The 19,484-nt window shown below is 76.1% G+C and carries 25 protein-coding genes; 7 read left to right on the top strand and 18 right to left on the bottom strand.

The annotated features are described in order from the left end of the window. The first annotated feature begins 111 nt into the window (after window positions 1-111). Window positions 112-2,112 (top strand): hypothetical protein, encoded by a 2,001-nt coding sequence (locus tag FKM96_RS20750; RefSeq protein WP_168216987.1) that lies wholly within the window; start codon window positions 112-114, stop codon window positions 2,110-2,112. Between the two features lie 29 nt (window positions 2,113-2,141). Here FKM96_RS20750 and FKM96_RS13575 read toward each other — a convergent pair whose 3' ends face one another. Continuing rightward, window positions 2,142-2,702 (bottom strand): hypothetical protein, encoded by a 561-nt coding sequence (locus tag FKM96_RS13575; RefSeq protein WP_147795691.1) that lies wholly within the window; start codon window positions 2,700-2,702, stop codon window positions 2,142-2,144. Window positions 2,703-2,714: 12 nt separating this feature from the next. After that, a complete protein-coding gene (locus tag FKM96_RS13570) occupies window positions 2,715-3,863 on the bottom strand; it encodes a zinc-dependent alcohol dehydrogenase (RefSeq protein WP_147795690.1) in 1,149 nt (382 codons plus the stop codon). Window positions 3,864-3,978: 115 nt separating this feature from the next. Here FKM96_RS13570 and FKM96_RS13565 point away from each other — a divergent pair, with 115 nt between their 5' ends. Next, on the top strand, window positions 3,979-4,434 hold the full coding sequence (locus tag FKM96_RS13565) for a hypothetical protein (RefSeq protein WP_147795689.1): 456 nt from the start codon (window positions 3,979-3,981) through the stop codon (window positions 4,432-4,434). Beyond that, window positions 4,431-6,671: a DEAD/DEAH box helicase gene (locus FKM96_RS13560; RefSeq protein WP_147795688.1), complete on the top strand. Its 2,241-nt coding sequence runs from the start codon at window positions 4,431-4,433 to the stop codon at window positions 6,669-6,671. The genes FKM96_RS13565 and FKM96_RS13560 overlap by 4 nt, the downstream gene beginning before the upstream one ends. 7 nt (window positions 6,672-6,678) lie before the next feature. Here FKM96_RS13560 and FKM96_RS13555 read toward each other — a convergent pair whose 3' ends face one another. Then, the gene (locus tag FKM96_RS13555) at window positions 6,679-6,927 is read right to left on the bottom strand and encodes a hypothetical protein (RefSeq protein ID WP_147795687.1); all 249 of its coding nucleotides are present in this window, start codon (window positions 6,925-6,927) and stop codon (window positions 6,679-6,681) included. A gap of 230 nt (window positions 6,928-7,157) precedes the next feature. On the opposite strand from FKM96_RS13555, the gene FKM96_RS13550 reads away from it, so the two are divergent. Then, window positions 7,158-7,484: a hypothetical protein gene (locus FKM96_RS13550; RefSeq protein ID WP_147795686.1), complete on the top strand. Its 327-nt coding sequence runs from the start codon at window positions 7,158-7,160 to the stop codon at window positions 7,482-7,484. Here the strand turns inward: FKM96_RS13550 and FKM96_RS13545 are convergent. Continuing rightward, a complete protein-coding gene (locus tag FKM96_RS13545) occupies window positions 7,432-8,403 on the bottom strand; it encodes a DMT family transporter (RefSeq protein ID WP_147795685.1) in 972 nt (323 codons plus the stop codon). The genes FKM96_RS13550 and FKM96_RS13545 overlap by 53 nt on opposite strands. 35 nt (window positions 8,404-8,438) lie before the next feature. Between FKM96_RS13545 and FKM96_RS13540 the strand changes: the two genes are divergently transcribed. Beyond that, window positions 8,439-9,017 carry a TetR/AcrR family transcriptional regulator gene (locus FKM96_RS13540; protein WP_147795684.1) on the top strand — a complete coding sequence of 193 codons (579 nt, stop codon included), beginning with the start codon at window positions 8,439-8,441 and terminating at the stop codon, window positions 9,015-9,017. On the opposite strand, the gene FKM96_RS13535 is transcribed toward FKM96_RS13540, so the two are convergent. Continuing rightward, window positions 9,014-9,376 (bottom strand): hypothetical protein, encoded by a 363-nt coding sequence (locus FKM96_RS13535; RefSeq protein WP_147795683.1) that lies wholly within the window; start codon window positions 9,374-9,376, stop codon window positions 9,014-9,016. The genes FKM96_RS13540 and FKM96_RS13535 overlap by 4 nt on opposite strands. Further along, window positions 9,358-9,690, bottom strand: coding sequence for a hypothetical protein (locus FKM96_RS13530; protein WP_147795682.1), 333 nt, complete (start codon window positions 9,688-9,690; stop codon window positions 9,358-9,360). The genes FKM96_RS13535 and FKM96_RS13530 overlap by 19 nt, the downstream gene beginning before the upstream one ends. Window positions 9,691-9,950: 260 nt before the next feature. Here FKM96_RS13530 and FKM96_RS13525 point away from each other — a divergent pair, with 260 nt between their 5' ends. Continuing rightward, entirely contained in the window at window positions 9,951-10,706 is a 756-nt protein-coding gene (locus FKM96_RS13525; protein ID WP_147795681.1) for a class I SAM-dependent methyltransferase, read from the top strand. Between the two features lie 15 nt (window positions 10,707-10,721). On the opposite strand, the gene FKM96_RS13520 is transcribed toward FKM96_RS13525, so the two are convergent. The 6 genes from FKM96_RS13520 to FKM96_RS13495 form a co-directional block, all read right to left on the bottom strand. Beyond that, entirely contained in the window at window positions 10,722-11,321 is a 600-nt protein-coding gene (locus FKM96_RS13520; protein ID WP_147795680.1) for a hypothetical protein, read from the bottom strand. Beyond that, on the bottom strand, window positions 11,318-12,130 hold the full coding sequence (locus tag FKM96_RS20745) for a hypothetical protein (protein WP_168216986.1): 813 nt from the start codon (window positions 12,128-12,130) through the stop codon (window positions 11,318-11,320). The genes FKM96_RS13520 and FKM96_RS20745 overlap by 4 nt, the downstream gene beginning before the upstream one ends. Next, the gene (locus FKM96_RS13510; RefSeq protein WP_147795679.1) at window positions 12,127-13,416 is read right to left on the bottom strand and encodes a hypothetical protein; all 1,290 of its coding nucleotides are present in this window, start codon (window positions 13,414-13,416) and stop codon (window positions 12,127-12,129) included. Before FKM96_RS13510 ends, FKM96_RS20745 begins: the two co-directional genes overlap by 4 nt. After that, the gene (locus tag FKM96_RS13505; RefSeq protein WP_147795678.1) at window positions 13,416-13,712 is read right to left on the bottom strand and encodes a hypothetical protein; all 297 of its coding nucleotides are present in this window, start codon (window positions 13,710-13,712) and stop codon (window positions 13,416-13,418) included. The genes FKM96_RS13510 and FKM96_RS13505 overlap by 1 nt, the downstream gene beginning before the upstream one ends. A 33-nt stretch (window positions 13,713-13,745) precedes the next feature. Next, a complete protein-coding gene (locus FKM96_RS13500; RefSeq protein WP_147795677.1) occupies window positions 13,746-14,213 on the bottom strand; it encodes a hypothetical protein in 468 nt (155 codons plus the stop codon). Between the two features lie 141 nt (window positions 14,214-14,354). Then, complete coding sequence (locus FKM96_RS13495; protein WP_147795676.1) at window positions 14,355-14,822, bottom strand: hypothetical protein; 468 nt, start codon at window positions 14,820-14,822, stop codon at window positions 14,355-14,357. A gap of 207 nt (window positions 14,823-15,029) precedes the next feature. Here FKM96_RS13495 and FKM96_RS13490 point away from each other — a divergent pair, with 207 nt between their 5' ends. Further along, the gene (locus tag FKM96_RS13490; protein WP_147795675.1) at window positions 15,030-15,227 is read left to right on the top strand and encodes a hypothetical protein; all 198 of its coding nucleotides are present in this window, start codon (window positions 15,030-15,032) and stop codon (window positions 15,225-15,227) included. A gap of 121 nt (window positions 15,228-15,348) precedes the next feature. Here FKM96_RS13490 and FKM96_RS13485 read toward each other — a convergent pair whose 3' ends face one another. The 6 genes from FKM96_RS13485 to FKM96_RS13460 all read right to left on the bottom strand — a co-directional run bounded on the left by FKM96_RS13485 (window position 15,349) and on the right by FKM96_RS13460 (window position 19,445). After that, complete coding sequence (locus tag FKM96_RS13485; protein ID WP_147795674.1) at window positions 15,349-15,843, bottom strand: hypothetical protein; 495 nt, start codon at window positions 15,841-15,843, stop codon at window positions 15,349-15,351. Next, the gene (locus FKM96_RS13480) at window positions 15,837-17,609 is read right to left on the bottom strand and encodes an alpha/beta hydrolase (protein WP_147795673.1); all 1,773 of its coding nucleotides are present in this window, start codon (window positions 17,607-17,609) and stop codon (window positions 15,837-15,839) included. The genes FKM96_RS13485 and FKM96_RS13480 overlap by 7 nt, the downstream gene beginning before the upstream one ends. Beyond that, window positions 17,606-17,908 (bottom strand): hypothetical protein, encoded by a 303-nt coding sequence (locus FKM96_RS13475; protein WP_147795672.1) that lies wholly within the window; start codon window positions 17,906-17,908, stop codon window positions 17,606-17,608. The genes FKM96_RS13480 and FKM96_RS13475 overlap by 4 nt, the downstream gene beginning before the upstream one ends. After that, window positions 17,905-18,441: a hypothetical protein gene (locus FKM96_RS13470; protein ID WP_147795671.1), complete on the bottom strand. Its 537-nt coding sequence runs from the start codon at window positions 18,439-18,441 to the stop codon at window positions 17,905-17,907. Before FKM96_RS13470 ends, FKM96_RS13475 begins: the two co-directional genes overlap by 4 nt. A 66-nt stretch (window positions 18,442-18,507) precedes the next feature. Further along, a complete protein-coding gene (locus tag FKM96_RS13465) occupies window positions 18,508-18,951 on the bottom strand; it encodes a hypothetical protein (protein WP_147795670.1) in 444 nt (147 codons plus the stop codon). Continuing rightward, window positions 18,933-19,445 (bottom strand): hypothetical protein, encoded by a 513-nt coding sequence (locus FKM96_RS13460; RefSeq protein WP_147795669.1) that lies wholly within the window; start codon window positions 19,443-19,445, stop codon window positions 18,933-18,935. Before FKM96_RS13460 ends, FKM96_RS13465 begins: the two co-directional genes overlap by 19 nt. Window positions 19,446-19,484 lie beyond the last annotated feature (39 nt).

Genomic DNA, 19,484 nt, shown 5'->3' with positions numbered 1-19,484 from the left:
CGGGCGCGGCCGCCCACCGCCGCGCCGCGGTCCCCTCAAGACCGGGTGCGCCGGGGCCGATGGACAGGCGATCGCGCCGCGCACCGCCGGCGCCGGGGTCGAGGGAGTCCCGTGCCGCCGTACCGCCTGCTCACCCGCGCGCTCGCCGGCGTGGTCACCGACCGGGTCCCGCCCGGCCTCGTCCAGGTGGCCGTGCTGCTGAGCGTGCTCACGCCGGTCGTCGGGTCGCTGTCCGGCACGGGCGTCGCGGTGCCCGCCGCGACCGCCGAGTCGCTGCCGTACTACCTCACGGGCACGGCGCAGGCGGCGGTGCTGGCCTGCCTCGTGCTGGTGTGGCTGGTCCCGTCGACGGCCCTCGTCCTCACGGCGGCGGGCACCGCGGTGTGCGGGCTCGCCCCCGATGCGCTCGCCGGGCCGAGCGGGCTGTGGCTGGCGGCCGCGGCGCCGCTCGGCGTCCTGGCCGTCGCGGACCAGCTGCTCGCCGTGCGGCGACGGGCGCTCGCCCGGGCCGTGCTCCGCGACGGGAGCTCGACGGTGACGCTGCCGCCGGTGCACCCCGCGGTGCGCGCGGACCTGCTGCGGACCGGGTGGGGCCGCGGCGCGCTGGGCGTGCTGCTGCTCGCGGCCGGGCTGGCGGCGACCGTCCTGCTCGTGCACGACCACGTGGCGGCGACCCGGTTCCGCGCCGGCGCGGAGACGGCCGCGGGCGTCGTCGATCGGGTGACGGAGGACGGGCTGTCCATGTCCGTGCGGGTGGACGAGGGCGCGTTCGACGCGCCGGTGAACTACCAGGAGCGGTCACCGGGCGACGCCGTGCGGCTGCGGTTCGACCCCGTGACCGGGCGCGCGGAGGCCGTCGACGACGTGTTCGACGCGTCGACCGCGCTCATCCCCGTCGTCGGCTGCGGGCTCACCGGCGGGCTGCTGCTCGTTCAGGTGCGCCGGCGCCGGGCCCGCCTCGCCGCGCTGCTGGACGAGCCGCAGCCGGCCGTCGTCGCGCTCGCGCACGGCGCACCCCGGGCGGGCGGGGCGCTGCTCACCCCCGTGGACGACGTCACGCACCTGCTCGCGACCGCTCCGGCCCTGGTGCCGGTCGCCGGGCCGGCGCTCGTCCTGGTCGTACCGGACGACGACCCGGACGACGACCCGGACGACGGGCGCGACGACTTCGACGACGTCACCGACAACCCGCAGGGGCACAAGGCGTGGGACGTCGCCGCCGACGCATGGCACCGCGAGGACGAGGACGACGACGAGCACCGCGTCCTGGTCTCCGAGCTCTCCGACGCGGAGCTGCTCGACCTCGCGCGCGAGGTCGGGGCCGACGACGAGCCGCCCGGTGAGCACGACCCGTTCCGGCCCCCGGCCGGCGACCCGGTGCGCGCCGCCGGCGTCCCCGTGGTGCTCATGGGCCTGGCCGGCGACGACGCCCCGGTCGCGGTCGGCGTCGGCCCGGACGTGTACGTCTCGCTGCGGCCGCTGCGCCCGCCGCGGTGGCGCTGGCCGCGCCGGGTCGCGGTGGCAGAGCGGCCTGGTGCGTGGCGGGCGTTCGCCGACAGCAGGGACCGCGCCGTCGAGCAGCTGGGCCGCCGGGCGGGCCGGTGGCTGCCGTGGGTCGCGCTGCTGCCCGCCGGCTGGGGTCTGCGCGGGATGGCGCGCTGGGGCGACGCCACATGGTGGACGGCGGCGGGCCTCGTGCTCGGCCTCGTCGCCCTGGCCTGGTCCGTCTCCGTGTGGGGCCAGCCGCGCGTCGACCTGAGCCCGCGCGGGCTCCGCGTCCGCGGCTTCCTGCTGGACACGCTGGTGCCGTGGAGGCGCGTGACCGGGACCGCGGCGGACGACGAGGCGCTGGTGGTGCGGTACGACGACGACGAGCCGGGCGGCAACGCGATGCTCGTGCCCCTCGGGGGCGGCGGGCTCCCGCTGACCCGCGACGGCGCGACGCCGGCGGAGATCCGCGCGCGCATCGAGGGGCGGGCGGCCGCGGCCCGGGCCGAGCCGCTCCGCACTCCTCACGGGGCCGTGCCACCGGTCGAGCGGCGGCCGACGGTCCCGGTGCTGGCAGCCCTCGCTTGGCTCGTCGTGTGCGTGGTGGCGGTCGCCGGGGCCTGACCGCGGTCGCGTGGGCCCCGGTCGGGGCGTCAGCCCCTCTTCGCCACCTTGCGCAGCACCGCGACGGCCGCCAGGCCGCCCGCGATCCACGGGCCCGCGACGATCAGCGGGTCCAGCACCTGGTGCCGGACGTCGACCCGGCCCCGCCGCGAGGCGATCGGGTGCCGGCGCGGCTCGGACAGGATCCCGGTCTGCGTGATCGGGTTGTCGGGCCGGGTCGTCGCGAACGACTTCAGGTGCTCGGTCGTCGACTCGACCCGGTCGGCGGCGATCAGCAGCAGCCAGTGCGCGGCGCGGCCCTCGCTGAACCGGTCGTAGGCGTACCGCCGGATCGCCCCAGCGGGGCCGTGCAGCGGCTGCGCGGTGCCGAACACCGGCGGGAGCTGGGTGTGCTCGATCGACCGCTCCCGCGGATACGGCTCCGGCTGGCGCTCCGGGAAGTCCCAGTGGGCACCGGTCGGGAGGTCGGTCCGCTCGCGCGGGTACGACGGGCGGTCGGCGGGGTCGAGGTCGGCACCCCAGCCGGGGATGCGGGCGCGGAGCTGCTCCGGCGTCTCCGCGAGCGGCGGCTTCTCGGCGCGGTACGGCATGGTCGTGCCCCCTCAGTCCTCGTCCGGGATGATGACCGGCTTGATCATGCCGTCGAGCTTCGACGACATCAGGTGGTAGCCCTCGGCGATGTGCTCGAGCGGGATGCGGTGCGTGATGATGTCCGACGGCTTGAGGTAGCCGTTCCGGATGTGCTCGAGCAGCCGCGGCCACTGCCGGGCCACCGGCGCCTGGTTCATCCGCAGCGTCAGGCCCTTGTTCATCGCGTCGCCGAACTTCACGGCGGAGAAGATCGGGCCGTAGGCGCCCATCACGGAGACGGTGCCGCCCTTGCGGACGCCGTCGATCGCCCAGTTCAGCGCGACCGGCGACCCGCCCTGCAGCTTGAGCTTGGCCGCGGTGACGTGCTGGATCAGGTTGCCGTCCGCCTCCGCGCCGACCGCCTCGATGACGCGGTCGAACCCGAGGCCGTCGGTGGCGTACTTCATCTCGACGACGATGTCCCGGTACTCCGCGTAGTTGCGGGTCTCGGCGTGGGCGAACTCCTTCGCCTTCTCGAGCCGGTAGTCGAGCTGGTCGATGACGACCACCCGCCCGGCGCCCATCAGCCAGGCCGACCGCGCCGCGAACAGCCCGACCGGTCCCGCCCCGAGCACCGCGACCGTGTCGCCCTCGCGGATGTCCGCGAGCTGCGCGCCGAAGTAGCCGGTGGACAGCGCGTCGGTCATCAGCAGCGCGTCCTCGTCGTCCAGCCAGTCCGGGATCTTCTCCGGGCCGACGTCGGCGAAGGGCACGCGCACGTACTGCGCCTGGCCGCCGTCGTAGCCGCCGGTCGTGTGGGAGTACCCGTAGATGCCGCCGACAGCCGTCGCGTTCGGGTTCACGTTGTGGCAGTTCGAGTACAGGCCGCGGGCGCAGAAGAAGCACGTCCCGCAGTAGATGTTGAACGGCACCATCACGCGGTCGCCGACCTGCAGGTTCTGCACCGACGAGCCGACCTGCTCGACCACCCCGATGAACTCGTGGCCGAACGTGTGGCCGATCCGGGTGTCAGGCATCATCCCGTGGTAGAGGTGCAGGTCGGAACCGCAGATCGCGGCCCGCACGACCTTCACGATCGCGTCGTTCGGATGCTCGATCCTCGGGACGTCCTTCTCCTCCACGCGGACCTTGTACGGCCCGCGGTACACCATGGCGCGCATCGACGTACCCCTCTCGGCGATTCGGTGACCCTCAGCCTGCGGACTGCGGGACGATGCCGCATCTGGGGGCGGCACGCGGTTCCCCGGCCGCGCGGATCGGTGCGACGATCGGTCCGTGCCCGCCGCCCGCCGACCCGCCGTCGCCCTGCTCGGGACCGCGGTGATCGCCGCCGTGACCGGCCTCGTCGCCGGCTGCGGCCCCGCCGGCTCCCCCACCGGTACCCCCGCCGCACCCGCGCCGTCCGCGTCCGAGCACCTGGGCGGGCAGCCGACGCCGGACGTCACCGGGGTGGTCGCGGGCGGGGCGCTCACCGCGGCGTCGGACCCGTACTTCGAGGGGATGGCGCTCGCCGGGCTGGGTGCGGAGCCGTCCGTGCTCGCCGCCGACGGCTCGCAGGCGACGGTGGCCGAGCTGCGCGACGGCGACCGGGTCGAGGTGTGGCTGGCGCCGGAGGCCCGGTGCGCGGAGTCGGCGCCGGTGCAGTGCGACCTGCTGACCGTGCGGGTGACCGGGGCGGCGCCGAGCCCGACGGCGAGCCCGACGCCCGCGCCGTGGCATCGCGGGCGATGAGCACCGCGCCCCTCGCCGAGCCGGCCCCGGTCGAGCCCGGCGCCGCCGCGCGGGATCTGCTGGCCCGGCACGGCGCCCTGGCCGACCGCGCCCGCGCGGTGCTCGACCACGTCGACGGCGCGACCGTTCGGGTGGCCGCGCTGGTCGAGGCCGACCGCGAGCAGCGCGTCCGCGCCGAGCTGGGCGTCGTCCCCGTCGAGCAGCTCGGCGCGATGACCGACCGGAACCTGCGGCTGCGGGCCCTGACGGACGCCGGGTACGCCACGGCCGCCGACCTGCTCGGGGTGCCCGCGGAGGCGCTGGACGAGGTCCCCGGCGTCGGCACGCAGACCGCCCGCAGCGTCGTCGCCGCGGTCGACCAGCTCGCCGAGGCGGTCCGGGCCGGGGTGCCGGTGCGCCTGGAGGTCGACCGGTCCGGCCGCCCCGACACCGCGACCACGGCCGAGGTGCTGCGGCTCCTCGACCGGCTGCTCCGGCTGCGCCCGCTCGTCGAGCCGCACCGCGAGACGCTGACCGGCTACGCGTCGGCGGTGCCGGTGCACGCGGCGTCGGCCGCCCCCGCTGCGGGCCGGCTGCGGTTCGCGCTGTCCCGGCGGGCGATGAAGGACCGCGCGCGCCGGGCTCTGGCGGCCCTGGCGGGCTGGGACGCCACGCTCGACGCGGGCGGCCTGGCCGCGACGATCGACCGGCTCGCCGCCGCCTGCGCCGTCCCCGACACCGACGGCCCGGCGCTCTGGGCGGTGTTCGAGCGCCGTGCGGCCGAGCTGTACGGCGTCCTCGGCGCGATCGTGCCGCTCGCCCAGGACGTGCTCGCCGCCCGGGGCCTGCTCACCGCCGAGCTCGCCGAGCGGGTCGCCGCGCACCCGCTGGACCTGTCCGCGGTGCGGGTCCCGCTGCGCGGGTACCAGGAGTTCGGCGCGCGGTTCGCGCTGAACCAGGGCCGGGCGCTGCTCGGCGACGAGATGGGCCTCGGCAAGACGGTGCAGGCGCTCGCCGCGATCGCGCACCTGGCGGCCGGCGGCGAGCGGCGGTTCCTCGTCGTCTGCCCCGCCGGCGTGCTGGTGAACTGGCTCCGCGAGATCGACGCGAAGACCACGCTGACCGGGCACCGCCTGCACGGCCCGGACCGCGCCGCGGCGATCGCCCGCTGGCACGCCGAGGGCGGGATCGGGGTGACGACGTTCGAGGGCCTGCCGCACGTGCCGCTCGACGGTGGCGGGGTGGCGATGCTGGTCGTCGACGAGGCGCACTACGTCAAGAACCCGGAGGCGCGGCGGTCCCGCGCGGTGGCGGCCTGGGCCGCGGCGGTGTGGCGGGTGCTGCTGCTGACCGGCACGCCGATGGACAACCGGATCGACGACTTCGTCGCGCTCGTGCGGCTGCTCGACCCGGACCTCGCGGGGTCGCTCCCCCGGCACCTGGGCCTCGTCGGCGCCGACACCTTCCGCCGGGACGTCGCCCCGGTCTACCTGCGGCGCAACCAGGCGGACGTGCTGGTCGAGCTGCCCGACCTGGTGCTGGTCGACGAGTGGGAGGACCTGTCCCCCGCCGGCGAGGAGGTCTACCGGGCCGCGGTGGCGAGCGGGAACTTCATGGCGATGCGGCGCGCGGCCTGGCTCACGGCCGACCCGGGCGAGTCGACCAAGCTCGGCCGGCTGCGCGAGGTCGTCGCCGAGGCGGGGGCCAACGGGCAGCGCACCGTCGTGTTCTCGTACTTCCGGGACGTGCTGGACGTGGTCGCCGGGGCGCTGGGGGCCGGGCCCGGCGCCCCCCGCGTGTTCGGGCCGCTGACCGGGGACGTGCCGGCCGACGAGCGCCAGGCCGTCATCGACGCGTTCTCAGCCGGGCCCCGCGACGGCGTGCTGGTCGCCCAGATCACCGTCGGCGGCGTCGGGCTGAACCTCCAGGCCGCGTCCGTGGCGGTGCTCTGCGAGCCGCAGCTCACTCCGTCCGCGGAGTCGCAGGCGGTCGCCCGGCTGCACCGGATGGGCCAGGTGCGGGCGGTCGTCGCGCACCGGCTGCTCGCCGAGGACGGCGTGGACGAGCGGATCGTCGAGCTGCTGGCCGGCAAGCGGCGCGTCTTCGACGCCTACGTGCGGGAGTCCTCGGTCGCGGCGGCGGCCGTCGCGGCGGTCGACGTGACCGAGGCGGGGCTGGCGCGCGAGGTCGTCGCGATGGAGCAGGCGCGCCTCGGCTACGGCCCGGTGTGGGACGAGCTGGCGGCCGCCCCGGAGTAGGGCTGCGCTACTGCTGCGCGACCCGGTCGGGCCACGCGCCCTGCTCGCCGCGGTGCCGGACCGCGCGGCCGACGACCAGGCCGGCGAGCGCGCTGGACGCGTTCCTGCCCTCGACGTGCCAGGTGTTCCGGTCGCCCGAGGTCTCGATCACCAGGACGCCGTCGACCTGGCCGTCCGGCTGGTCGCGGCGGACCTCGTAGCGGACCTCCGCCGCGTTCTCGTCGATCTTGTCGGCGTAGACCAGGACCCCGCTCATACGCACTGTGTACACGGTGACGCCCGGCGGACGCGAACTGGGGGGCGGACGTCGGGGTGCACGAGAGCCAGTCCCGCCCGCCGGTGCGCCTCCCTGGCCAGGACCCCGGCGATCCCCCGCCGAGGTCGGCGGTTCCGGCCGCCGAGGGGGTGGCGCAACCGGCGACCTCGGGCGCAATCGACGACCTCGCGCGTGGCCAGGCTGCGAGGGGTGCTGCCACGATGACCGGCATGGAGACCCGCCGCAGGCCGCGCACCCGGATCGCTCTCGCCGTCGGGGTCGCCGCTGCGACCGTGCTGCTGCTCGCCGCCTGCGCCGCGGGTGTGAACCCCGACGTCGGTCAGGCGCCGCCCGGGGCCGAGGAGCCCGCCGGGTTCTGGCTCGGGCTCTGGCACGGGATCATCCTGCCGGTCACCTGGATCGTGTCGCTGTTCACCCGGACCGTCTCGCCGTACGAGGTGTTCAACTCGGGGAACTGGTACGACTTCGGGTTCGTGCTGGGCATCACGATCGTGTTCGGTGGGCCGTTCGGGGCGGGTCGGGCGCGCCGGCGGTGACGGGTGCGCGCGCCGCCGACCGCGCGACCCGCGCCTCCACCGCCAGCACCACCGCCACCCCGGCCCCGCACAGCGCGAAGCCCACGAGCGTCACCGCGGTCAGCGGCTCCCCCAGCCCGACGGCACCCGCCGCCGCGGTGGCCGGCGCGACCAGGAACAGCAGCGCGTTCAGCGCCGTCACCCCGATCCGGCGCAGCAGCCACCAGTACAGCCCGTAGGCGACGAGCGTGGGGAACACCGCGGCGAGCGCCGTCGCGACCCAGAACCCCGCGTCGGCCGGCGGCGCGAGCTCACCCGCGACCGCCGCCGCGACCAGCAGCGCCGCCGCCGTGACCACCACCTGCACCGTGAGCACGACCAGCACCGGCGGCCGCGAGGGCGACCGGCGCTCGAGGAACGTCGCCGCCACCAGGCACGCCATCGCGCCGAGCGGCAGCAGGTACGCCGCCGCGGGCGCCTGCGACCCGCCGAGCTGCGACCGCACGACGAGCAGCACCCCGACCGCGCCGACCGCCAGACCGGCCCACTGCGCCCCGCGCACCCGCAGCCCGAGCAGTGGCCCGACGAGCGTCGCGACCACCAGCGGCTGCACCGCGTCGATGAGCGCGGTGGTCCCTGTCGCCACACCCGCGGCGATCGCGGCGTACACGAGCACGACGTAGCCGAGCTGCGCGAACAGCCCGATCACCGCCTGCCGGCGCAGGTCCGCGCGCGGGACGCCGCGGGCGGCTCCGGTCGCGAGCGTCACCGCCACCAGGGCGACCGCGACCGGGACGAACCGCCAGACCAGGAGGGTCAGCGGCGGGGCGTCGACGGTCGCCACCTTCGCGATGACGAAGCCGGAGCTCCAGCTCCCGACGAACGCGGCGGCGCCGCCCGCCAGCAGCAGCCACCCCGGTATACCGACCTGTCTACTCATGGTCGACGACTATACAGATCTGTATACTCGGCGCCATGGGAACGCTCGGCCCCGCCCCGCTCACCCCCGGCGCACGCCGCGTCCTCGACGCCGCGTCTGAGCTGTTCTACGAGCGCGGCATCCACGCCGTCGGCGTCGACACCATCGCCGAGGTCGCCGGGGTCACCAAGAAGACGCTCTACGACCGGTTCGGGTCGAAGGAGGCGCTGGTCGTCGCCTACCTGCGGGAGCGCGACGCGCGGTGGCGCGAGCACCTGCTGGCGGCGCTGGACCGCGTGCCGTCGCCCGGGCCGGACCGGGTGCTGGCGGTGTTCGACGCCGCGGCGTCCTGGTCGACGGCGAACAGCCCGCGGGGCTGCAGCGCGATCAACGCGCGGGCCGAGTCGTCCGCCGGCGACGGGGACGCGGTGCTCGCGGAGGTCGCCGCGGAGAAGGCCTGGCAGGTCGGGCTGCTCGTCGACCTGTGCCGGGAGGCGGGGGTGCGGGAGCCCGAGGACACCGCGCGGGCGCTGATGCTGGTCTACGAGGGGGCGATCGTCACCGTCGGGATGGGGACGTTCGACCGGCCGTTCGCGCGGGCGCGGGAGGTCGCGGCGGCGCTGCTCGCGGTCTAGCCGAGGACGACCCAGAGGAACGTCAGCGCCGCAGCGACGAGCCCGACGCCCGCCGACACAAGCGCGCGGCGGGGTCGGAGGTCCGTCCAGGGCACGATCACCACCGCCGCCCCGACGAGCGCCCCGACCACCAGCGCCGGCCCGACGACGTCGCGGACGTCGCCCCGCGGCCCGTCGGCGCACCCCCACACCCCGCACCAGGCGAGGCTCGCCCAGCCGACGGGCAGGACCGAGACCACCAGGGCGACCGGCACGGTCCACAGCAGATCCCACGCCGGGTGCCGTCGGCGCGCGCTCGGTGGTCCGGCGCGCACCGCGTCGGGCTCGTCCGCCGGCCGGCTCACGGGGCGGCGAGCCACAGCCGCACGCTCGTCGACCCGTCGTCGACCCGGGACACGGAGACCCGGGCCGCCCAGCCGTCCGCCGTCCCCTCGGCGCGGCACCCGCGCGCGCAGTCGCCGTCGACGGCCGCGTCGTAGCCCGCCCGGCTCAGCCACTCCTCGAGGTCGCCGTCGCTCACCGCGCCGTCGACGACCCACCACCGGTGGACCGACGGGCAGGCGGCGTCGCCGAGGCAGAGCAGCCGACGCGGCTCCGACGAGTCCGACGACGGCCCGGCCCGGTCGCCCGGGTCGAAGCGCGCCGCGACGGCACCGACCGATCCCGAGGGCAACGGCGCCGTCGCCACGAACGGGGCGGCCAGGGGGCAGCACGAGCGCCGTCGTGAGCAGGACCCACCCTCGTCGTCGCACCCGGTCTCCCTCCGCCTCGCGCTCCGTCACGGTAGGGCGCGGCACGGGGCTCCGGGCGTCGTCGGGCTCGCAGTCACCCACGCGGCGCTGCACGTCGCACGGTCGAGCCGGCTGCGGTCCCCCGCGTGGAGCACACGGAAAGACCGCGACCACGCCCCCGCCGCGGTGCGACGATGCCGCGATGCGCCCGTTCGAGGACCTGACTGCCGCCGAGGCCCTCGCCGCCGACGTCACCGGCTGGGGCTTCGGCTGGCTCGACGGCCGCGCCACCGAGGAGCGGCCGCCGTGGGGCTACGCCCGCCTCCTCGCCGACCGCCTCGCGCGCGTCGACTCCGCGCTCGACGTCGACACAGGCGGCGGCGAGGTCGTCGCCGAGGCCCCGGTGCTCCCGCCGCGGATGGTCGTCACCGAGGGCTTGCCGCCGAACGCGCGCCGCGCGCGGGAGCTCCTCGGCCCGCGCGGGGTGACGGTGGTGGAGCCCGGCGACGGCGTGGAACCGGCCGACGCCTCGTTCGACCTCGTCAGCTCGCGGCATCCCGTGCGGCCCGACTGGGCCGAGATCCGCCGCGTGCTGCGGCCCGGCGGCACCCACCTCGGGCAGCACGTCGGCCCGCGGTCGGCGTTCGAGCTGATCGAGCGGTTCCTCGGTCCGGTGCCGGGGCCGGTCGCGCGCGACCCCGACGACGAGGCGGCCGACGCCGAGCGCGCCGGGCTGACCGTCGTGGACCTGCGGCGGGCGACCTGCCGCATGGAGCTCCACGACGTCGGGGCGGTCGTCTGGCTGCTGCGGAAGTGCGTGTGGTGGGTGCCGGACTTCTCGGTCGACCGCTACGAGGACACGCTGCGGGCGCTCGACGCCGAGATGCGGGCCGGGCGGCCGGTCGTGGCGCACTCGACGCGGCACCTGATCGAGGCGCGCCGGGGGCCGGCGGCCTGACCGGGGTGGCGCCCGTCAGCCCAGGTGGCCGCCGATCGCGCCGGCACCGCCGGCCTTCGCGGCGGTGAGCACGCCGGTCGTGATCAGCCCGGCGAGGGGCGAGCTCGCGACGGTCCCGCCCGCCTCCAGGTGGGCCGCCTGCTTGCGCAGCGCCTCGGCGACCGGGCGCGCCCCGCCGGCGCGGTGCCGCTCGACGACATCGGCGATCTGCCGCAGCAGGGCGGGTGGCTGGGACTGGTCGAGGTAGTCGGTCCGCGCCACGAGCGAGGCGTACAGCGCAGGACCCCGCGCCGCCTTCGCCCTGAGCAGGAGCGCGCCACCACCGTTCGGCACCAGCGACACCGACGTGCCCGGCTCGAGCCGCACCTCGCGGCGCCACACCCGGCACCGCACGCGCACCAGCGAGCCGCCCACGGGGTCGAGCCACGTCGACTGCCACACCAGCACCGCGAAGTACAGCGCCAGCGGGACCACCAGCAGCAGGAAGGCCCGGTTCTCGGGCTGCGCGACCCAGAGGTAGCCCAGCACGGCGACCACCCCGACGGCCGTCGCGACGATCCACCGCCGCGACGACCGGGACGAGAAGGCCGGGATCCGGACCAGCGTCTCGGTCATCGCGCCCCGGCCGCCGCCGAGGCCACCGCCGCCGCGGTCGACACGGCCCGCTCCGCGAGCTCCCGCACCTGCGCCTCCAGCGCCGCCCGGGTGAGCGGCCGCGCGACCACGGGACCCCCGGACGCCTCCCGCGCCGACAGCACCCACGCCCCGCCCGGACCGGTGAACAGCCCGAGCAGCTCCGGCTCGCGGTCGTCCGGCACCCGCACGACGACGTCGGCGCGCACCAGCGCGGACCCGAGGTGCTCGACGACCTCGGTGGGCGGCTCGTCGGGGTCGGCGACCGCGATCTCGGGCCCGGTGCCGTCGGCCGTCTCGGGGTGCACCGCCGCGTCGAGCAGCAGGTCGCCGAGCGTGCCGGCCGACGCGAGCGCGAACCGGTGCTGCCCGTCGGTCGTGACCTGCTCGACCAGCACGACGTCCCGGACCACGTGCGCGTACCAGTAGTCCTGGCCGAGCACGGTCGACCGGGCGACGCACACCGTGGCCGACGCGCCGCGGCGGAGCGCCACGAGCGACAGCACGTCCTGGCGGACCTGGAGCTCGACGGTCGGCTCGCCGACGGCGGCCGCGAGCGCCGCAGGGGTCGGCGGGTCGACGATGCCGCGCGCGAGCAGGCCGCGGTAGGCGGTGCGCAGGGCGACCTCGCGGTCGGCGTCGGGCAGCGTGGCGAGGTACGGAGCGACGACGAGGCCGCCGGGCCCGGCCAGGATCGCGAGCTCCTCGTCGGTCAGCACCTCGACCGGCACCGGGGTGCCGGGGGTGCCGGCCGCATCCGTCCCGATGACAGCGTCGTCGACGGCGCTCACCAGAGCCCGCCCGACAGCACGTTGAGCGCGCCCTTGCCGAAGTCGGCGACCGCGTCCTTGGCCTTGTCCACCTGTTCTCCTGCCCAGTCGGCGGCGTCGGACACCGCGTTCGACACCGCGCCGGTCGTCGCGTTCCAGCCGTCCGCGATCTTGCCTCCGGCTGCCTGGAAGAAGTCGCCGATGGCCTCGCGGTTGTCCCAGATGAGGTTGCCGACGCTCCAGGCGCCGTAGGCGAGCACCGCACCGCCGGCGACGGCCAGCCCCACCGGGCCGAGACTCGCCCCGGCCAGGAGCAGCGTGCCCGCACCAGCTGCCCCGGCGAGGCCGAACCCGCGCGTGGCCCAGCCTCTCGCTCCCTCGTACCCGCCGCCGGTCCAGGCGTCGGCCAGACCGGTCGCGACCGTCAGCGGCAGGAACGCCTTCCCGGCGACGCGCATCGCGCCGGTGAGCTGCGGGCCGAGGAGTCGCGCGAGCGCCGGGTTCACGGCCTTGCCGTTCTTGAAGATGTCCATCGCCGCGTCGGCCTTGGCGAAGTTCTCCACCATCGCCGCGTAGTGCGTGATGGGTGCCGTCGACGCCTTGAGGAAGTCGAGGTACGCCTTGCCCTTCGTGGCGGACTTCATGACGCCCTGGATCACCTGCGCCAGGGCGACGCCGCCTGCGCCGACCGAGCCGAGGGCGCCGATGACGTCGCCGCTCGCGAAGGCCCGCTGCAGGTAGGCGTCGACCGCCGACGACAGCGTCTGCGGCACCTCGACGGACGCGAGCCTGTCGGCGACCTGCTGGTCGGTCGTCGCCACGTCCTGCAGCGCCGTCGAGATCGCTTCGGCGTGCTCCTGCGCCTCGTCGTTCAGCGCACGCTGCCGCGCGTCACGCTGCGCGCCTGCGCCGTCAGGATCACCCGGGGCGGTCATGACCGGCGGCAGCGTGGGCGCGGTCACGCGGCCGTCGCCCGCGACGGCAAAACCGGCCGCGCTCGCCGCGTCGACCGTCGTCAGAAGTGCCGACCTGGCTCTTCCCAGGTCCGTGGCACCCGAGGCGAGAGCCGAGCGGGCCAAGTCCAGTGCATCGGCCAGGGCGAACCCGGTCGTCGCCTCGTTCGCCATCCGCTGCGCGGCGGCCTGAGCGGCGTCGCCCTGCCAGTGGTCGCTCAGCCGCGTCATCGCAGCCTTGGCCGCCTGCACCTGCGCGTCGACCTCCTGCTGCGCCGTGCTGACGCCGGTCGCGGCGTCCGCGAGCGCCTCGGGCCGCCAGCTCCGCACGACCTCCAGGGTGAGCGCGGTCATCAGAACGCCGCCATCGCGCCGAACCGGGTCTGCACCGACCCGTCCGCCGCGCGGTAGCCGTCGGCCGACCCGGAGGCGCTCGCCGACATGCCACGGATGTTCTCGCCGAGCACCTGCACCGCGGCAGCGACGCGCGTCGAGACCCACACGGCCGCGTCCGGCACGGCAGAGCCGGGCAGCGCCGCCTCGATCCCGGCGAACGCGCCGGCGACGTCCAGCGCCTGCAGCTCCGACGCCACCGTCTCCAGCTCGGACGCGGCGGTGTCCAGCGCCGCGATCGAGACGTCCACGCTCACGTGTCTCCCACCCTTCTTTCGCAGCCCGCGGGCTCAGAACCCGCCGAGCGAGCTGATGATGCCTCCGCCACCCAGACCCATGTACCTGCCCAGCGGCGACGATGCCACCGGACCGCCCGCGTCGAGGTGGTCTGCGTGCGCCCGCAGCGGCGCGATGACCGCCGTCGTCTCCTTGACGCCGCGGGACTCCATCTCGTCGGCGAGAGCGCGGGCCACGTCGGAGGGCACCCCGACTGCCGCGCCGTCGTGGATCTCGATGAGGGGGACGATCGCGTACTTCCACCCCATCCCACGAGCGACCATCAGCTCGGTGCGCCGCTTGTCCGAGGTCAGCACCGCGGCTGCCCTCGCGCTCAAGCGGACGGCCCCGTTGCGGAGCGAGCGGCGGGTGGGCTCGAGCACGCCGGTGCCGCGGTCGAGGCGAGCGACGACCGCGCCGCGCGCGGCCGGGTCGAGCGCGCGGACGGTGACGACGCCGCCGGATCCTGCGGTGCTGCTCACGTTCAGAACTCCCCTAGGCGTGCTGCTCAGTGCGCGCCACGCTACCAAGGGGCGTGCCGAGTCGCGGCACGCTGCTGCGAGGAGCTGTGGACTGCGTGGGAGGTCGGCAGCGGGCCTCGTCTGCCCTCGTGGTGCGACGACCTAGAGGTCACCGAGCGCACTGAAGATGCTGCCCCCGTGACCGCTGTTCACCCCGATGTACCGCGCCAACGGCGACGTGACCACCGGGTTGCCCGCTTCCATGACCGCCGCGTGCGCGCGAAGGGGGTCGATCACGGCGCTCGCCTCACGGACTCCCCGGGTGTGGAGCTCGTCCGCGAGCGCTCGCGCGATCGCGGCCGGCACAGCGAGGGCGATGTCGCCTCGAAGCTCGACGAGCGGCGCGATGACGCGCTTCCAACCGATGAGTCCGCGCGAGACGATGATCTCGGTGCGGTGCTTCCCGGACATGAGCGCGACGTCGGTCCGGCGGTCGAGGCGCACTGGTCCCACCCGCGCCGACCGGGAGACGGGGTCGATCAGCCCGGCGGAACGATCCACCCGAGCGACGAGCGCCGCTCCTGCGCCGAGCCCGCGCAGCTCGATGACGCTGCCCGGGCTGCTGGTCACGAAGGGCCTCCCCACGTCGGAATCACGCGACGGTCACGGTACCAACCGGGCCCCGGGACGCGGTCCGACCGGTGCACGAGCACCAGTCGGGCTCGGCCCCCCGGTCAGGCGACGAGGTCCCCGACGTCCGCGGTCGGAATCGCCACCGGGCGCGCACGCGCGGGGCTAACGTGCCGCTCACGAGCAGCGACCGGACGGAGGACATCGATGGCGCGGCACCCGCGAGCACGGCGCGCGGCCCTCGCGCTCCTGTTCAACCTGGCGCTGGCACTGGTGGCGGAGCTGGTGGTCCAGGCGACGGGCTGGTCGCGGTTGCCGGTGCTCCTCGCCGTGTTCACGGCCGGCCACCTCGTCCACGCGGCGATGCGCGGCGGGACCGCACGAGCGCGGGCGCGCCGGAACTGAACCGGTCTACCGTGGACCCCAGGTGGCCGACCTGACGGTCAGGCCAGACACGGGTCGGGTTCCTGCTGCGGCGGGGGCGCGAGAAGGTCAGGGAGGAGACCCCGGTCTGTCGCCACCCCGCTCAGCCCAGGTCGACGTCCTCGCGCGCAGCCTCCCGCGCCACCCCGTCGGCGACCTCGAGGTACGGCCCGCTGACGCTCACGCTCATGTCGCGACCCCCGGGGTCGGACCCGGAGACGTCGAGCCCGTCGCGCTGCCCGGCGGCGCCGCCGATCGGGTTCACCTGGACGTCGGTGACGCCGGCGTCCTCCAACGCGGCGACGAGGTCGTCGGTGTCCGCCTGCGCGCCGATGGCGATCACCGTGACGGTGTACCGCCGGCGGTCGACGACGCCGTCGCCGCCCATGTCGAACTCGCCGTAGGCGTCCTGGACCTGCCCGCCGAGGGCGTCGACGACACCGGGCAGCACCTGGCGCGCGGCGTCGAGCACCTCGTCGCGGCTGGCGTCCAGGTCGTCGGCGGTCGCCCCGCCGCCGCTGCCGCTGCCGCAGCCCGACAGGGCGAGCGCGGACAGCGCGACGAGCACCGCGGCCGTGCGCACGTGACGGTTCACCACTCGGGCCTCCTGCCCTCGAACGACTGCGGGTCGCGGGTCGCCTCCGGGTCCACCGGGCCGTCGTACCAGGGGTCGTACGAGTGCTCCGCGGCGATGACCTCGTCGTAGTCGCCGACGACGATCTGCCCGATGTTGTACAGCGACTCGGTGCCTGGGTCGAAGTACTTGGTGTGGTCGCCGAAGTTCCGCATCACGTCGGCGCGGGTCGTGGACTCGGCCTGGAACCGGTTGGCGCCGAAGTCGTCCTCGACGATGTCGTTGCCGAGGCCCGCGCCGCCGAGCATCCAGCCGCCGACCCAGCCGTCGTCCGCGAGCGCGGCGACGAGGTCGCGGCTGTTGTTGCCGGCCCAGACGTGGTCGGCGCCGACGCCGAGCTCGGAGGCGTGCTCGACGCCCCCGCCCGCGCCCGGGCTGCCGACCAGCACGATGTCGTCGGCGGCGAGGCCGTGGTCGGTCAAGCCGTGCGCCGTGGTGGTCGAGCCGTAGCTGTGCCCGATGACCGTCAGGTGCGCGGGCTCGCCCTCGCGGGACGCGCGCAGGCCGTCGATGTACCGCGACAGCAGCGCACCGCCCTCCTCGGCGCGGCCCTCGGTCGCCACGGTGGCGGAGTCCCAGTCGCTGGGGGCGTCGTAGCCGATCCACATGATCGAGGAGGCGGTCGAGTACGGGTCCGAGAGCCGCGCGGACTCGTAGATGTTGTACGCCGCGTCGGCGTTGCCGCCGGCCTCGGTGCCCCGGCTGGTGAGGCCCGGGACCATCACGGAGACGTGGTCGGCCGTGTCGGGGTTCCCGAACGCGATGGCGACCTTCCCGTCGCCGCCGAACGCGGTGGCGTCGTACAGGTGCAGCAGCGGCACCAGCGGCTCCCCGGTGACCGGGTCGACCTTGTTCGCGCCCTCGTCCAGGGCGGCCTGCGCGGCGCGGGCGTTGTCGAGCGCCTGGTAGTCCTCGAACAGCCGCTCGCCGCGCTGCTCGCGCAGCTCCATCGCCTCGAGGTCGGTCTCGAGCAGCAGCCGGTTCGCCTGGTCGCGGGCGAGCGCCGGGATGCCGTCGGTGTTGCCGACGAGCTCGGGCCGGGCCGCGAGCACGGCGTACTGCTCCTCCTCGGTCAGCGACGCCCACCACGCGGCGACCTGCTCCGGGGTGCCGCCCTGCGACGGGGAGCCCGGCCGGCCGAGGGCGTCGTCGGCGAGGTCGATCTGCCCGGAGACGGCGGCGCGCGCCTGCGCGAGCGTCGAGTAGGACGAGAACGCGTCGAGCATCGCCTGCTCGGCGGTCGCCAGGTCGCGCACCAGGGCGTCGACGTCGGCGACCACGCCGTCGCGGCGGGTCGCCAGCGACGCCGCCCGGGCCTGCAGCTCCGCGACCGCGGCGTCGTCCACCTCCCCCGCGGACCGGATGTCGGCGTCGAGGTCCTCGCGCGCCTCGTGGTACGACGACCGGGCCTCGACCAGGTCGGTGCGGCGCCGGAGCAGGTCGGTGAGCGCGTCGGCGTGGTCGTCGGCCGCGCGGGCGACCTGCCGCAGCGCGACGCCCATCGCCTGCGCGTCGGCACCGGCGGCGCGGACGTGCCGGCCGTACGCGGTGGCGGCCTCGCCGGACCAGCCGTCGAGGGTGGAGGAGTCGAGCGCGAACGTGTCGAGGTCGTCCAGGTTGACCGCGCTGGCCAGCAGGTCCTGGGCGAACGCGGCCACGACGGCGGGGTCGCCCTCCACGGCGGGGATCGCGTCGATCGCCGGCGGGATGTCGATGGTCACCGTGGTCACGGGGTCCCTCCCAGCCAGGACTCGAACGTCTCCTGGGCCGTGACGTCGGTGACGGCGTACGCCTGCTGGGCGTCGCGGAGCCGGGTGCCGATCTCCTCGGCGCGGTCGGCGACGTCGCCGAGGACGGTCCCCCACGCCGACGTCCACGACGCGGCCGCACCGGCCACGGCCGGGGTGAAGCCGGAGGTGGTGGCGTCCGCGACGCGGTCCCGGGCGGTGCGCACGCGCGAGCCCTGGTCGGTCCAGTCGTCGGCGGACAGCCCGAGGGTGTACGGGTCGACCTGGATCTCGCCGCTCACCGGCCGTCCTCCGTCCCGGAGACGAGCGCGCGGGCGGTGGCGGTCGCGACGGGGAGGTCCCGGCCGCGCACGGTCAGCAGGACGGCGTCGTCGAGCCAGGCGACGCGCACGGAGCGGTCGTCGAGGGCGGCGAGCAGCAGGGGCGTCACGCCCGCACGGTCGAGGCGGCCGTCCCAGCCGTCGGCGCGCAGCCTGGCGGACAGGGCACGGCCCACGGCGACGCCGGCCTCGGGGCCGTCGATCGGCAGTCGCGCCTCGACGACGGGCACGACGTGGGACGCGGGGGCGCTGCGCCAGGTGGCGCGCGGGGCCGCGGCGGGCTCGGCGCCTGCGGCCGCGAGCAGCCCGGCGAGGACGCCCTCCACCCGGGACCGCTCGGCGTCCAGCGCGGCGTCGGTCACGGGGACGGGCGCATCCGCGAGCTCGGGGGCCGGCGCCTCCGGCGGGAGGACGACGACGTCGACGTCGGGGTGGCGCTCGTGGACGACGCGCAGCAGCGGGGCCTGCGCGAGGGGGTCCTGCGGGTCGGTCACGGCGTCACTCTAGGGGGACTCCGGCGCGGGGGCGCGGGAACGGTGGCACCTGCGGTCGGGACGAGATCAGCGCCAGCGGTAGCTGAACGCCCAGTCCAGCGCCGCGAGCGCCTGCGGGCCCAGCTCCGGGTGCCGCGCCCGCAGCGTCGCCGCGGCCTCCGCGCAGCCGCCCTGGTACCCGTGCCGGTCCCAGTCGACCTCGTAGCCGGTCATCTCGGCGTCGATCGCCCGCACGCGCTCCACCAGCTCCGCGGGGTCCCGGTCGACGTGGAGCGCCGCGACCGCCTGCTCGTCGGCCCACGGGAACGGCGTGCTGCCGTAGGAGAGGTAGGCCACGACCGCGGCGCTGAGCGCCTCGTCGACAACCTCGCGCCCGGCGTACGGATCGCCCTGCGGCGGCGTGGGCGGCACGCCGCGGGGGAGGTAGGGCTCGTGACCGGCGGTGTCCGCCAGCTGCCGGCACGCGCGGCAGCCCGCGGGCGCGGTGCCGCTCAGGACCACCCGGCCCACCCCGGGTCGTCGAGCAGCCGCCGCCACTCCGCCGCGACCTCGTCCCACCCCACCGTGACGCTCCCCGACGTGATCCCGGTCGCGTCGGCGACGATCTCCTCCCAGCCGGTGAGCTCCCGGTCGGCGGGCGCGTGGTGGCCGATGACGACCCGGTCACGCGTCGGACGCCCGGTGAGCTGGTACGCCCAGAGGAACATCACCCACCCGCCACCCGCGAACCGGTCGTCGTGCTGGGTGAACTCGATCGTGAGCAGCGGCGTGGGCGTCCCCCGCCCGGACAGGCGCACGGGAGGACCGAGGTAGGGCGGGGTCTCGCCGTCCTCGAGCATCCGGGTCCAGTCGCCCAGGTAGTGCGCGACGACCGGGTGCAGCGTCGCGAGATCGGCTGCGTCCGGCGGCGTGTCCCGGGCGACCGCCTCCAGGACCCGCATCGTGGCGGGGTCGACGTCGGGACGCAGCGGCACGCGGAAGGACCAGACGGGGCGGGAGCTCACGCCGGAACTCTAGGCGGGCGGGGGTTGCGCCCACCTCGA

Origin of the sequence: Cellulomonas sp. Y8, from assembly GCF_008033115.1 — a bacterium.
GTDB lineage: Bacteria > Actinomycetota > Actinomycetes > Actinomycetales > Cellulomonadaceae > Cellulomonas.
Note: the sequence above shows the minus strand (reverse complement) of the source record. Positions and strands in the feature narration are given on the sequence as shown.

Coding starts and splice junctions, on each gene's coding strand:
- FKM96_RS13540 (WP_147795684.1), top strand. CDS start 8,439: ATGGGAACGCTCGGCCCCGCCCCGCTCACCCCCGGCGCACGCCGCGTC.
- FKM96_RS13570 (WP_147795690.1), bottom strand. CDS start 3,863: ATGCGCGCCATGGTGTACCGCGGGCCGTACAAGGTCCGCGTGGAGGAG.
- FKM96_RS13510 (WP_147795679.1), bottom strand. CDS start 13,416: ATGACCGCGCTCACCCTGGAGGTCGTGCGGAGCTGGCGGCCCGAGGCG.
- FKM96_RS13490 (WP_147795675.1), top strand. CDS start 15,030: ATGGCGCGGCACCCGCGAGCACGGCGCGCGGCCCTCGCGCTCCTGTTC.
- FKM96_RS13550 (WP_147795686.1), top strand. CDS start 7,158: ATGGAGACCCGCCGCAGGCCGCGCACCCGGATCGCTCTCGCCGTCGGG.
- FKM96_RS13575 (WP_147795691.1), bottom strand. CDS start 2,702: ATGCCGTACCGCGCCGAGAAGCCGCCGCTCGCGGAGACGCCGGAGCAG.
- FKM96_RS13525 (WP_147795681.1), top strand. CDS start 9,951: ATGCGCCCGTTCGAGGACCTGACTGCCGCCGAGGCCCTCGCCGCCGAC.
- FKM96_RS13560 (WP_147795688.1), top strand. CDS start 4,431: ATGAGCACCGCGCCCCTCGCCGAGCCGGCCCCGGTCGAGCCCGGCGCC.
- FKM96_RS13520 (WP_147795680.1), bottom strand. CDS start 11,321: ATGACCGAGACGCTGGTCCGGATCCCGGCCTTCTCGTCCCGGTCGTCG.
- FKM96_RS13545 (WP_147795685.1), bottom strand. CDS start 8,403: ATGAGTAGACAGGTCGGTATACCGGGGTGGCTGCTGCTGGCGGGCGGC.
- FKM96_RS13555 (WP_147795687.1), bottom strand. CDS start 6,927: ATGAGCGGGGTCCTGGTCTACGCCGACAAGATCGACGAGAACGCGGCG.